General features: G+C 71.3%; 10 protein-coding genes, 1 pseudogene and 1 riboswitch. Of the genes and pseudogenes, 5 read left to right on the forward strand and 6 right to left on the reverse strand.

Annotation, left to right across the window (positions count from 1 at the left end; genetic code table 11):
* Nucleotides 1–133: 133 nt before the first annotated feature.
* Nucleotides 134–256, reverse strand: a riboswitch (cobalamin riboswitch).
* A 53-nt stretch (nucleotides 257–309) separates the two neighbouring features.
* The 4 genes from AC07DW_RS13310 to AC07DW_RS13325 form a co-directional block, all read right to left on the reverse strand.
* On the reverse strand, nucleotides 310–813 hold the full coding sequence (locus AC07DW_RS13310; protein WP_478857765.1) for a GNAT family N-acetyltransferase: 504 nt from the start codon (nucleotides 811–813) through the stop codon (nucleotides 310–312).
* Between the two features lie 82 nt (nucleotides 814–895).
* Nucleotides 896–1,108: a CstA-like transporter-associated (seleno)protein gene (locus AC07DW_RS13315; RefSeq protein ID WP_478857766.1), complete on the reverse strand. Its 213-nt coding sequence runs from the start codon at nucleotides 1,106–1,108 to the stop codon at nucleotides 896–898.
* Nucleotides 1,109–1,116: 8 nt separating this feature from the next.
* Nucleotides 1,117–3,342, reverse strand: coding sequence for a carbon starvation CstA family protein (locus AC07DW_RS13320; RefSeq protein ID WP_478857767.1), 2,226 nt, complete (start codon nucleotides 3,340–3,342; stop codon nucleotides 1,117–1,119).
* A 155-nt stretch (nucleotides 3,343–3,497) separates the two neighbouring features.
* Nucleotides 3,498–4,262 (reverse strand): GntR family transcriptional regulator, encoded by a 765-nt coding sequence (locus tag AC07DW_RS13325; RefSeq protein WP_064068516.1) that lies wholly within the window; start codon nucleotides 4,260–4,262, stop codon nucleotides 3,498–3,500.
* A 294-nt stretch (nucleotides 4,263–4,556) separates the two neighbouring features.
* On the opposite strand from AC07DW_RS13325, the gene AC07DW_RS13330 reads away from it, so the two are divergent.
* The 4 genes and pseudogenes from AC07DW_RS13330 to AC07DW_RS13345 all read left to right on the forward strand — a co-directional run bounded on the left by AC07DW_RS13330 (nucleotide 4,557) and on the right by AC07DW_RS13345 (nucleotide 9,482).
* The gene (locus tag AC07DW_RS13330) at nucleotides 4,557–5,843 is read left to right on the forward strand and encodes an extracellular solute-binding protein (protein ID WP_478857768.1); all 1,287 of its coding nucleotides are present in this window, start codon (nucleotides 4,557–4,559) and stop codon (nucleotides 5,841–5,843) included.
* A gap of 229 nt (nucleotides 5,844–6,072) precedes the next feature.
* Nucleotides 6,073–7,096 (forward strand): annotated as a pseudogene (locus AC07DW_RS13335) (carbohydrate ABC transporter permease).
* A gap of 53 nt (nucleotides 7,097–7,149) precedes the next feature.
* Nucleotides 7,150–7,968: a carbohydrate ABC transporter permease gene (locus AC07DW_RS13340; RefSeq protein ID WP_478857884.1), complete on the forward strand. Its 819-nt coding sequence runs from the start codon at nucleotides 7,150–7,152 to the stop codon at nucleotides 7,966–7,968.
* An 8-nt stretch (nucleotides 7,969–7,976) separates the two neighbouring features.
* Complete coding sequence (locus AC07DW_RS13345; RefSeq protein WP_478857769.1) at nucleotides 7,977–9,482, forward strand: glycoside hydrolase family 3 protein; 1,506 nt, start codon at nucleotides 7,977–7,979, stop codon at nucleotides 9,480–9,482.
* A gap of 84 nt (nucleotides 9,483–9,566) precedes the next feature.
* On the opposite strand, the gene nagB is transcribed toward AC07DW_RS13345, so the two are convergent.
* On the reverse strand, nucleotides 9,567–10,352 hold the full coding sequence (nagB, locus tag AC07DW_RS13350) for a glucosamine-6-phosphate deaminase (RefSeq protein WP_478857770.1): 786 nt from the start codon (nucleotides 10,350–10,352) through the stop codon (nucleotides 9,567–9,569).
* A gap of 104 nt (nucleotides 10,353–10,456) precedes the next feature.
* Between nagB and AC07DW_RS13355 the strand changes: the two genes are divergently transcribed.
* Nucleotides 10,457–11,506, forward strand: a complete 1,050-nt coding sequence (locus tag AC07DW_RS13355; RefSeq protein ID WP_478857771.1) for an SIS domain-containing protein — start codon at nucleotides 10,457–10,459, stop codon at nucleotides 11,504–11,506.
* Nucleotides 11,507–11,514: 8 nt separating this feature from the next.
* On the opposite strand, the gene AC07DW_RS13360 is transcribed toward AC07DW_RS13355, so the two are convergent.
* Nucleotides 11,515–12,267, reverse strand: coding sequence for an SDR family oxidoreductase (locus tag AC07DW_RS13360; protein ID WP_478857772.1), 753 nt, complete (start codon nucleotides 12,265–12,267; stop codon nucleotides 11,515–11,517).
* Nucleotides 12,268–12,330 lie beyond the last annotated feature (63 nt).

Below are 12,330 nucleotides of genomic sequence, written 5' to 3' on the forward strand. Positions count from 1 at the left end.
GCTCTCCCTCGCTCGGCTCGGGGCCACCGGCGGGGCGGGCGGGGGAGCGGGCACGCCCGGGCACGAGGGCACGGGGCACCGCGTCCACCGGCCCATTCCGCGAGGCCCGGACGTCTGGGCACCCGGGCCGGACGGTCCGGGCGCGCTGTCGGCAGGTCTTCGGACTCGCAGGTACACAAAGGCACACCAACACACCGTTGCGGGACAGTTCCGGATTTCCACCGGATTCCCCTGCGGCGACAGCGAGCACGAGCATACATGTGGGGGGCGCCCGTTGAAGCACCCCCCACATGTTGTGTCTCGTGTGGCTCAGAACTCCAGTGCGTACGTGGAGAGCGTCACGCCCGGAACCGGTTCCCAGTCCCGTCCGGGAGTCCGTACGAACCCCAGCCGCTCGTAGATCCGGTGCGCCGCCCGCATGGACGCCTGCGTGGACAGCACCAGCCGCGCGCACCCGGCGACCTCCCTGGCCCGCTCCACGCACGCCCGCACCAGCGCCTCGCCCGCGCCCCGCCGGCGTGCCTCCCGCTCCACCGCCAGCATCCGCAGCTCCGCCTCCCCGGCCCGCGCGAGTTCGGCCCAGGGGGTGCCGGCCCGCGCGACGAGCGTCACCCCGCCGAGGACCCGTCCGTCCTCCCCGACCGCGACCAGCACGTCCGCCTCGGCGGCCCGCCGGGCCACGTCCCGCAGACCGATGAGGTACTCGTCGCTCTCCCCGAAGGCCAGCAGTCCGTCGCCGAGATAGGCCCGGGCGGTGACCTCGGCGAGCGCCCCGTGTTCCTCCGGCCGTACCGCCCTGATGGTGATGTCCATGGTCCGAGTGTGGAGGGGTACGGCGACGGGCCGCCGCATTTCCGTCCCCGGAAACACGGCGGCCCGCGGTGCGGTCACCCGCTCAGCAGCAGCGGAACCCGTCGCGGGGGTCCGCCTCCCGCGCGTCGGTGCGCCTGCGCTCGAACTCCCGCCGGGTCATGACCGCGGCGTCCGGATCGAGGGAGCGGGCGTGGGCGACGTACGTGTCGTACGCGGCCTCGCCGGACACCTCGCGCACGTACCAGCGGACCCAGCCCGCCGCGCGCCGCAGCCGGCCGCCCGTGCGCGTCGCCACCGCGGGGGTCACCGGGAGCCGGTCCCGGCCGGCGTCTCGTCACCGGTGCCGTCCTTGCGGACGCCGCCCTCGGGTCCGAGCCCGGCGGCGACGAGTTCGGCCTTCTCCTCCGCCGTGGGGATCAGCCCGGCCGGGGCGACGATCCGGGACTCGGTGTACGGGGCCTCCGACAGCTTCACGTCGGCGGGCCGGGTCACCGCCTTGTAGCAGACCCGCCCGGCGTCGGCGATCACCACGACGATGAGGAGGGCGAAGAGGGCCGAGAGGACCCCGTCGACCGTGGAGTTGGTGACGACCGTGTGCATGTCGTCCATGGACTTGGCGGGGGGCAGCAGCTGCCCGGAGTCGATGCCGGCCTGGTACTTGTCCCGCTGGGCGAAGAAGCCCACCCGGGGGTCGGCCGAGAAGATCTTCTGCCAGCTGGCGGTCAGCGTGACCGCGACGTCCCAGGCGAGCGGCACACCGGTCACCCACGCCCACTTCAGGCGGCCGGACTTGACGAGCAGGGTCGTGCAGACGGCCAGCGCCACGGCGGCCAGCAGCTGGTTGGCGATGCCGAACAGCGGGAAGAGCTGGTTGATGCCGCCCAGCGGGTCGTGCACGCCGACCCAGAGGAAGTAGCCCCAGCCGCCGACGACGACCGCGCTGGCGATCCAGACGCCCGGCTTCCAGCTGACCTGCTTGAAGGGCTTGTGGACGTTGCCGAGCATGTCCTGGAGCATGAAGCGGCCCACGCGGGTGCCGGCGTCCACGGTCGTCAGGATGAACAGCGCCTCGAACATGATGGCGAAGTGGTACCAGAACGCCTTCATGGCGGTACCGCCGACGACGGCGGAGAAGATCTCCGACATGCCGAGGGCGAACGTCGGGGCGCCACCGGTCCGGGACAGCAGCGACGCCTCCTCCACGTCGGCCGCGGCCTTGGCCAGCTGGTCGGGGGAGATGGTGAAGCCGAAGTTCGACACCGCCTCGGAGGCCGACTGCACCGTCGTGCCGATCACGCCGCTGGGCGAGTTGATGGCGAAGAAGAGGCCGGGGTCGATGATCGACGCCGTGATCATCGCCATGACGGCGACGAACGACTCGGTGAGCATGGCCCCGTAGCCGATCATCCGGATCTGGGTCTCCTTCTGGACCATCTTCGGGGTGGTGCCCGAGGAGACCAGGGAGTGGAAGCCGGAGAGGGCGCCGCACGCGATGGTGATGAAGACGAACGGGAACATCGACCCGGCGAAGACCGGACCGTCGCCGCGGCTCGCGAAGTCGGTGACCGCCGGCATCTTCAGGGTCGGCAGGGCGACGAAGACGCCGACGGCGAGCAGGACTATGGTGCCGACCTTCATGAAGGTCGACAGGTAGTCGCGCGGTGCCAGCAGCATCCACACCGGCAGTACGGAGGCGAGGAAGCCGTACACGATCATCCAGACGACCAGGGTGCCCGGCTCCAGAGTGAAGGTGCCGGCGAGGGAGGACTCGGCGACCCAGCCGCCCGCGACGATGGCCAGCAGCAGCAGCGCGACGCCGATGACGGAGACCTCGGTGACCCGGCCGGGCCGCAGCACCCGCAGGTACACGCCCATGAACAGGGCGATCGGGATGGTCATGCCGATGGAGAAGACGCCCCAGGGCGAGTGCGCCAGGGCGTTGACGATGACCAGGGCCAGCACCGCCAACAGAATGATCATGATGGCGAAGACGGCGATCAGCGCCGCGGCGCCGCCGAAGGGGCCGATCTCGTCGCGGGCCATCTGCCCGAGGGAGCGGCCGTCACGGCGGGTGGAGAAGAACAGCGTCACCATGTCCTGGACGGCACCGGCGAAGATGACGCCGACGATGATCCAGATGGTGCCCGGCAGGTAGCCCATCTGCGCGGCGAGGACGGGCCCCACCAGGGGGCCGGCGCCGGCGACCGCGGCGAAGTGGTGGCCGAACAGCACCCGGCGGTCGGTGGGGTGGAAGTCGACACCGTTGTCGAGCCGCTCGGCCGGGGTGGCCCGGGTCTTGTCGACCTTGAGCACCCGGTTCGCGATGAAGCGGGAGTAGAAGCGGTAGGCGATGGCGTACGAGCCGAGCGCCGCCGCGAGCATCCAGGCGGCCGAGATCTCCTCACCGCGGGAGACCGCGAGCACGGTCCAGCCGGCCGCCCCGGCCAGGGCCACGAGCGACCAGATGACGATCGACCGCGGAGTGAGACCCGTCCGCCGGGAGTTGGGTGGTGCCGTCGGCTCTGGCATGGTGCACGTCCCCTCGCTGATCACCTGTAATGCGCAGGAAATCTAGGGGAGCGCCTCGCGCAGCGTCACCCCCCGTCCGCATATCGGTACGGCAACGCTTTGGGGCGCACCACGCGGCGGGCCCGGCCCCGCCCGGTGCCGGCCGGGCCGAAACCTCAGCCGTTCGGCCGCTTGAGCCGTGCCACGAACTTGTACCGGTCGCCCCGGTACACCGAGCGCACCCACTCCACCGGCTCGCCGTTCCCGTCCAGCGAGTGCCGGGAGAGCATCAGCATCGGCAGGCCCACGTCGGTACCGAGCAGGCCGGCCTCCCGGGGCGTCGCGAGAGAGGTCTCGATCGTCTCCTCCGCCTCGGCGAGGTGGACGTCGTACACCTCCGCGAGGGCCGTGTAGAGCGAGGTGTACTTCACCAGCGAACGCCGCAGCGCGGGGAAGCGCTTGGCCGACAGATGCGTCGTCTCGATGGCCATCGGCTCTCCGCTCGCCAGCCGGAGCCGCTCGATGCGCAGCACCCGCCCGCCGGGCGAGATGTCGAGCAGCCCGGCGAGGGTGTCGTCCGCCGTCACGTACCCGATGTCCAGGAGCTGCGAGGTCGGCTCCAGGCCCTGCGCCCGCATGTCCTCGGTGTACGAGGTGAGCTGGAGCGCCTGTGAGACCTTCGGCTTCGCGACGAAGGTGCCCTTGCCCTGGATGCGCTCCAGGCGTCCCTCGACGACGAGTTCCTGGAGTGCCTGCCGCACGGTCGTGCGGGAGGTGTCGAACTCGGCGGCGAGCGTGCGCTCCGGCGGGACCGGCGTACCCGGGGGCATGGTCTCCGTCATGTCCAGCAGGTGCCGCTTGAGGCGGTAGTACTTGGGCACGCGCGCGGTGCGGGTGGCTGCCCCGCCCTCGGTCTCGGTGCCGCCCCCATCCGTGGCCATGGCCCGCCTTCCCGACTCCTGTGCTGTTGCCGTCACCGGCTCCTCCGTCTATTGCGGCTCACATGGTGGCACGGACCGGTCACGGGTCGTCGCCCTCCCTCAGGTGTCGGTCCGGTAACGGACCCGACTGCCCTTCTTATACACCCTTGACACCCCTAAAGGTCTAGGCCAAGCTCCGGGTTACTGGTCTAAACCATTAAAGACCAGGTCCCAGTCCCACGGGCAGCACGGGCAGTACACCGGTATGGCTTCGCGGTGGGGGCAGGGTTTGCAGGCATCCCTGAGGAGGGTGGCGTGAAGCGCAAGCTCATCGCGGCGATAGGCGTCGCGGGCATGATGGTCGGTATTGCCGCGTGTGGCTCGGACGACGGCAAGGGGGGCGGCGCCGACGCCGGCGGCGACAAGACCCTCACCGTCTGGGTGATGGACGGTTCGGCCCCGGACGCCTGGATCAAGAACGTCAACAAGGAGTTCGAGGCCAAGCACAAGGGCGTCAAGGTCAAGGTCGAGATCCAGCAGTGGAACGGCATCCAGGAGAAGGTCACCACCGCCCTCTCCGAGGACACCCCGCCGGACGTCCTGGAGCTCGGTAACACCCAGACCGCCGGCTACGCCGCCACGGGCGGCCTCGCCGACCTCACCGAGGACAAGGCCGCGCTCGGCGCCGACGGCTGGAACAAGGGCATGCTCGCCTCCAACGAGCTGGACGGGAAGCTCTACTCCGCCCCTTGGTACGCCGCCAACCGCGTCGTCGTCTACGACAAGGCCGCCTTCAAGAAGGCCGGGGTGACCCCGCCGAAGACCCGCGCCGAGTGGATCGACGGCCTGAAGAAGCTGAAGGCCGCCGACGCCAAGACCCAGCCCATCTATCTGCCCGGCCAGAGCTGGTACGTCTACGCCGGCTTCGTGTGGGACGAGGGCGGCGACCTCGCCGTCAAGGACGGCGACAAGTGGAAGGGCAACCTGTCCTCCCCCCAGGCCGTGGCCGCCATGAACTTCTACAAGGAGCTCCAGTCGTACTCGACCGCTCCCAAGGACAAGGACGAGGCGACCCCCCAGCAGTCCACCGACATCGTCCCCAAGGGCGGCGTCGCGTCCTGGATCGGCCTCGGCTGGGAGGCCGGCGGCGCGATCGACGCGATGAAGAAGGCCGGCAAGACCGCCGACTTCGGCTACTTCCCGATCCCGGGCAAGACCGCCGACAAGCCCGGCTCCGTCTTCTTCGGCGGCTCCAACCTCGCGGTGTCCGAGCGCTCGCCGAACAAGGACCTGGCCAAGGAGTGGCTGGCGCTGGCCGCCGGCAAGGAGCACATGGCCAAGTACGCCGAGGCCACCCAGGGCGCGCTGCTCCCCAACAACGACGCGGCGCAGTTCAGGCCCGCCGCCGGCTCGTTCGCCGAGGCCATGGCCAAGGCCGCGCCCGTCGGCAAGATCACCCCGGTCACCCCGGGCTGGGCGAACGTCGAGACCGCGCCCAACCCGATCAAGGACTACATGACCAAGGTGCTCAAGGGTGAGGACGCCAAGAAGGCCGGCGAGGCGGCCGACAAGGTGATCACCGAGCGCGTCAACCAGCAGTAGCCGAACCGCCGAGGCCGGCCGCCGGCGGACGCCCCTCCCCGGGCGGACCGCCGCGGCCGGCCCGCTGCGAGCGACCCGCCGCCCGCCCCGCCGCCGACCGGCCGACACCGGCCCGCGCGGCGGCCGGCCGCGGTCGCCACAGCCGCCCGGTGGGGCGACCGATGACCCTGTGCCGGTCGTCCCACCGGGCCCATGACCCGGTCAGCACAGAACCGCGAGGAAGAAGACCATGACCGTGGACTCCCAGGGAGCGGTGAGCGCCGCTCCTCAGGACGCGCCCGGGAGCGCGGCAGGGACGCCGAAGACCCCGCCGCCCCCGTCCGGCTCGAAGCGCGTCCTCCAGCCTCCTCGCGGCAGGCGCTCCCTGCCTCACGGGGTGCTGCCCTACCTGCTGATCGCGCCCGCCGTCCTGTCCATGGCGGTACTGCTGCTCTACCCGCTGATCCGCAACGTGATCCTCTCCTTCCAGCAGGTCAACAGGAAGGGAACTGATCACCCGCAAACCCGAGTGGACCGGCGTCGAGAACTACACGGAACTGCTGGGCGACCCGGCGTTCTGGACCGTCGTGCTCCGCAGCGTCGTCTTCACGGCCGCCAACGTCGTACTGATCATGATCATCGGCACCCTGGTCGGCCTGCTGCTCAACCGGCTGGGCAAGAAGATGCGCCTGGTCCTGTCCCTGTCGCTGATGCTCGCCTGGGCCATGCCCATCGTCGCCTCCGTCACCGTCTTCCGGTGGCTGTTCGACGAGCAGTTCGGCGTCGTCAACTGGCTGATGCGCTCGCTCGGTTTCTCCGGCTACGAGCAGCACAACTGGTTCGAGACCGGCTTCTCCACCCTCGCCATCGTCACCGTCCTGGTGGTCTGGGGCTCGATCCCGTTCGTCGCGCTCAACATGTACGCCGGTCTCACCACCGTCGGTACCGAGCTGTACGAGGCGGCCAGGATGGACGGCGCGAACGGCTGGCGGACCTTCTGGTCCGTGGTCTTCCCCAACCTGAAGTCCTTCTTCCTGATCACCACGTTCCTGGAGATCATCTGGGTCTTCAAGGTCTTCGCCCAGGTGTACGCGATGAACTTCGGCGGTCCCGACCGGACGTCCGAGACCCTTCCGGTCTTCGCCTACATCGAGGGGCAGGGCCAGGCCCACTACGGCCTCGCCGCCGCCATCTCCGTACTGACCATCGTGATGCTGATCGCGGCCATGTCCTTCTACTTCCGCCTGATCCTGAAGCAGGAGGAGGAGCAGTGAGCACCACCACCACCCCCGCCCCGGCCCCGCAGGTCCTCCGCCGGAGGAAGCCGCTGCGCCCCGGGACCGTCGCCAAGAACGTCGCCGCGCTCGTCCTCGCCGTGGTGTTCGTCTTCCCCGTCTACTGGATGTTCAGCTCCTCGCTGAAGCCGCAGTCGGAGATCCTCACCAAGGACCCGGTGTTCCTCTTCACCCCGACGTTCGAGAACTACCCGACCGCCACCGGCGTCGACCTGTTCTGGACGTACGTGGGCAACAGCCTCACCGTCACGATCGGCGCGGTGCTCCTCGCCCTGGTCGTCGCCCTGGCGGCGAGCTTCGCCATCGCCCGGATGAAGTTCCGCGGCCGCAAGGGCCTGGTCCTGGGCGTGATGATGGCGCAGATGGCCCCCTGGGAGGTCATGGTCATCGTGATGTACATGATCGCCCGTGACGGCGACATGCTGAACAGCCTCCCGCTGCTGACCGCCATCTACTTCGTCATGGTGCTGCCCTTCACCATCTGGACCCTGCGCGGCTTCATCGCCGCCGTCCCGGTGGAGCTGGAGGAGGCCGCCCAGATCGACGGCTGCACCCGCGGCCAGGCCTTCCGCAAGGTGATCTTCCCGCTGCTCGCACCCGGTCTGATGTCGACCTCGCTCTTCGGATTCATCACCGCCTGGAACGAGTTCGCGATGGTCCTGATCCTCAACAAGGACAAGACCGCGCAGACCCTGCCCCTGTGGCTGACGCAGTTCCAGACGGCCTTCGGCAGCGACTGGGGCGCCACCATGGCCGCCTCCTCGCTCTTCGCGCTGCCCGTCCTCATCGTGTTCCTCTTCCTCCAGCGCCGGGCCGTCGGCGGCATGACCGCCGGCGCAGTGAAGGGATAACGGCACCCATGACGACCCTCGTACGCGGAGCCTCCCCGACCCTGGTCAGGGACGCGCTCACCGTCCTCCAGCCCGGCTTCACCGGCACCACGGCGCCCGACTGGCTGCTGCGGCGCATCGGCGAAGGGCTGTCCTCGGTCGGCCTGTTCGGGCGCAACATCGCCTCGCCCGGCCAACTGGCCGCGCTGACCGCCCGGCTGCGCGCCGAGCGGGAGGACGTCCTCGTGGCCATCGACGAGGAGGGCGGCGACGTCACGCGGCTGGAGGCGCGCACCGGCTCCTCCTTCCCCGGCAACCTCGCCCTCGGTACGGTCGACGACACCGACCTGACCCGGGAGGTGGCCGCGGAACTCGGCCGCCGGCTGGCCGCGTGCGGCGTCGACTTCAACTGGGCGCCCTCCGCGGACGTCAACTCGGACCCGGCCAACCCCGTCATCGGCGTACGGTCCTTCGGCGCCGACCCGCGGCTGGCCGCCCGCCACACGGTCGCGTACGTCGAGGGCCTGCAGTCCGCCGGGGTCGTCGCGTGCACCAAGCACTTCCCCGGCCACGGCGACACCAACGTCGACTCGCACCTGGCGATGCCCCGCATCGACGCCGACCTCGCCACCCTGCACGCCCGTGAGCTGGTGCCCTTCCGCGCCGCCATCGCGGCGGGGTCCAAATCGGTGATGAGCGCGCACATCCTGCTTCCCGCGCTCGACCCGGACCGCCCGGCGACCCTGAGCCCCCGGATCCTCACCGGCCTGCTGCGCCAGGAGCTGGGCTACGAGGGCCTGATCGTCACCGACGGCATGGAGATGCAGGCCATCGCCTCGACGTACGGCATCGAGCGCGGTTCCGTCCTCGCGCTGGCGGCGGGCGCCGACGCCATCTGCGTCGGTGGCGGCCTGGCGGACGAGTCGATCGTCCTGCGCCTGCGCGACGCGCTGGTCGACGCGGTACGGACCGGCGAACTGTCCGAGGAGCGGCTGGCCGGCGCGGCGGCGCGGGTGCGGGCCCTCGCGTCGTGGACCCGGGCGCACCGGGCCGGGGGGGCCGCGGCGCGGCCGGCGCAGGCGGCCGCGCCCGGCGCCGACATCGGCCTGGTGGCCGCGCGGCGGGCGCTGCGCGTCACCGGCGCGGGCGGGCCGCTCACCGCGCCCGGCTACGTCGCCGCCTTCGCCCCGGCCACCAACATCGCGGTCGGGGACGAGACCCCGTGGGGCGTCGCGCCCGAGCTGGCGCGGCTGCTGCCGGGCACCGCGTCGGGGACGTACGCCTCCGACGCGGCCGTGGAGCGGGTGCTGCGGGACGCGGGGGAGCGGCGGATCGTCGCGGTCGTCCGGGACGTGCACCGCCACCCGTGGATGGCGGGCGCGCTGGACGGTCTGCTGGCGGCCCGCCCCGACACGGTGGTCGTGGAGATGGGCGTGAACCAGGCGCCCGCCCGCGGGGCGCTGCACGTCGCGACGCACGGGGCGGCGCGGGTGTGCGGGACCGCGGCGGCGGAGGTCGTCGCTGGCGCGGTCTGAGCGGGCGCACGACGAAGGGGCCCGGTTCCGAGGAGGGAACCGGGCCCCTTCGTCGTGCGGGCCTTCCCGGTGTCGTACCGGGCCCTACAGCCCCTGCCAGGACGGCTTGTTGGCGTAGGTGTGACGGAAGTAGTCGGCGAGCTTCAGCTTGGAGGCGGCGGCCTCGTCGACGACCACCGTGGCGTGCGGGTGCAGCTGGAGCGCGGAGGCGGGTACCAGGGCGGCGACCGGGCCCTCGACGGTCTGCGCCACCGCCTCCGCCTTGCCCTCGCCGGTGGCGAGGAGGACCAGATGGCGGGCCTCCAGGATGGTGCCGATGCCCTGGGTGATCACGTGGTGGGGCACCTGGTCGATGTCGCCGCCGAAGAAGCGCGCGTTGTCCACCCGGGTCTGCTCGGTCAGCGTCTTGATGCGGGTGCGGGAGGCGAGCGAGGAGCACGGCTCGTTGAAGCCGATGTGCCCGTCGGTGCCGATGCCGAGTATCTGGAGGTCCACGCCGCCCGCCTCGGCCAGCGCCCTGTCGTACGCCTCGCACGCCGCCTGGACGTCGTCGGCGGAGCCGTCGGGGCCCATGAAGGCGTCGGGACCGAGCCCCAGCGGCTCGACGACCTGGCGCAGCACGGTGGACCGGTAGGACTCGGGGTGCCCGGCCGGCAGCCCGACGTACTCGTCCAGCTGGGCGATCCGGGCGCGCGAGACGTCCACGTCGCCCGCCGCGACCCTGGCGGTCAGCGCTTCGTAGATGGGCAGCGGGGTGGAGCCGGTGGCCACGCCGAGCAGCGCGTCGGGCTTGCGGCGGAGAAGGCCGGCGATGCCCTCGGCGATGAGCTCGCCGCCTGCCTTGGCGTCCTGGACGATGACAACTTCCACGCTGGGCCTGCCGATCTCGGAGAAACGTATGTGGTATAGACCAATCTAGCAGAATGGCCCCTCCGACTGGCGGGTTCTCGGCCGCCCGTGCTCGACTGGACCGCATGAGCGATCAGCCGGGCCGGATCATGTCGGGCGAGATGGCGGAGCAGCCCCGGGTACTGCGCCGGATCCTGGAGCAGGGCGCGCCCGCGATCGGTGCCGTCGCGCGGGCCGTCGCCGCCCGCCGGCCCCGGTTCGTCCTGCTCACGGCCCGCGGCACGTCGGACAACGCCGCTCTGTACGCCAAGTACCTGCTGGAGATCCGGCTCGGCCTGCCCTGCGGACTGACCTCCATGTCGACGACGACCGCCTACGGGGCGAAACCGGACCTGACCGACGTCCTCGTCGTCACGGTCAGCCAGTCCGGCGGCTCGCCCGACCTCGTCGCCTCCACCAGGGCCGCCCGCGAGGCGGGCGCGGTCACGCTCGCCGTCACCAACAACGCGGACTCACCGCTCGCGGCGGTCTCCGAGCACCACATCGACATCCTCGCGGGCCCCGAGAAGGCCCTGCCGGCGACCAAGACGTACACCGCCTCGCTGCTCGCCCTCTACCTGTTCGTCGAGGGTTTGCGCGGCGACGACGGCGCCGCCGCCGCCCGCGCCGTACCCGACCTGGCCGCACGGATTCTCGACCGCCGCCCCGAGGTGCGGGTCCTGGCCGGCCGCTACCGCTTCGCCGAGCGGATGGTGATCACCTCGCGCGGCTACGGCTACCCCACGGCCAAGGAGGCCGCGCTGAAGCTGATGGAGACCAGCTACATCCCCGCGCTCGCCTACTCGGGCGCGGACCTGCTGCACGGCCCGCTCGCCATGGTCGACAACATCTCGCCGGTCATCGCGGTCGTCCCGGACGGCAGGGGCGGCACCGCGCTCCAGCCCGTCCTCGACCGCCTCCGCGGCCGGGGCGCGGACCTCGTGGTGATCGGCCCCCGCCCACAGGTCGAGGCCGCGTCCGCCGGCTTCGTCCTGCCCACGGAGGGCGTACCGGAGGAGCTCCAGCCGATCCTGGAGATCCTGCCGCTCCAGCTCCTCGCCCACGAGGTAACCATCGCCCGCGGCCAGGACCCCGACGCACCCCGCGCCCTCGCCAAGGTCACCGAGACCCGCTGACCGCCGCCCTACGGCAAGGAGCCGTTCGTCGCGTCGATCCAGTGCCCCGTCACCGCCCGCGCGCCGTCGGACGCCAGGAACGCCACCACGTCCGCGATGTCCGACGGGGTGCCGACCTTCCCCAGGGCGGAGTAGGCCGCCGCCCGCGCCCGCGCCTCGGCGTCCCCCCGCAGCCAGCCCGCGTTGATGTCCGTGTCGACGATGCCGGGCGCCACGGTGTTCACCGTGATCCCCCGGGGCCCGAGCACCTTCGCGAGGTACGACGTGAACAGGTCCAGAGCGCCCTTGCTCATCGCGTACGTCAGGTGCTCCGGCATCAGCGCGGCCCGCGACAGCCCCGTCGAGACGTTGATGATGCGGCCGCCGTCCCGCAGCCGCCCGAGCCCGGCGCGCGTCACGAAGAACGGCGCCTTGGTGTTGACCGCGAAGAGCTTGTCGAACCCCGCCTCGTCGATCTCCTCGAAGGGCGCGGGGGCCGTGATGCCCGCGTTGTTGACCAGGATGTCCAGCCCGTCCGCGTGCCGGTCGAAAGTGGCCCACAGCTCCTGGGCGTCCCCCGGCACGCCCAGCTCCTGCCCGATCGCGAACGCGGAGCCGCCGGCCTCCTCGATCGCCGCGACGGTCTCCTTCGCGGCCGACTCGTTGCTGCCGTAGTGGACGGCGACCAGCGCCCCGTCGCGCCCCAGCCGCTCCGCGATGCCCCGTCCGATGCCCCGGCTGCCGCCGGTGACCAGTGCCGTCCTGCCCGTGAGCGCGCCCATGGGAAACGCCCCCCTCTTTCTCTAGTGGTCGTTACAGAAAGACCGTAGCAGAGATTCTCTAAC

The organism is Streptomyces sp. NPDC045701 (assembly GCF_056432045.1).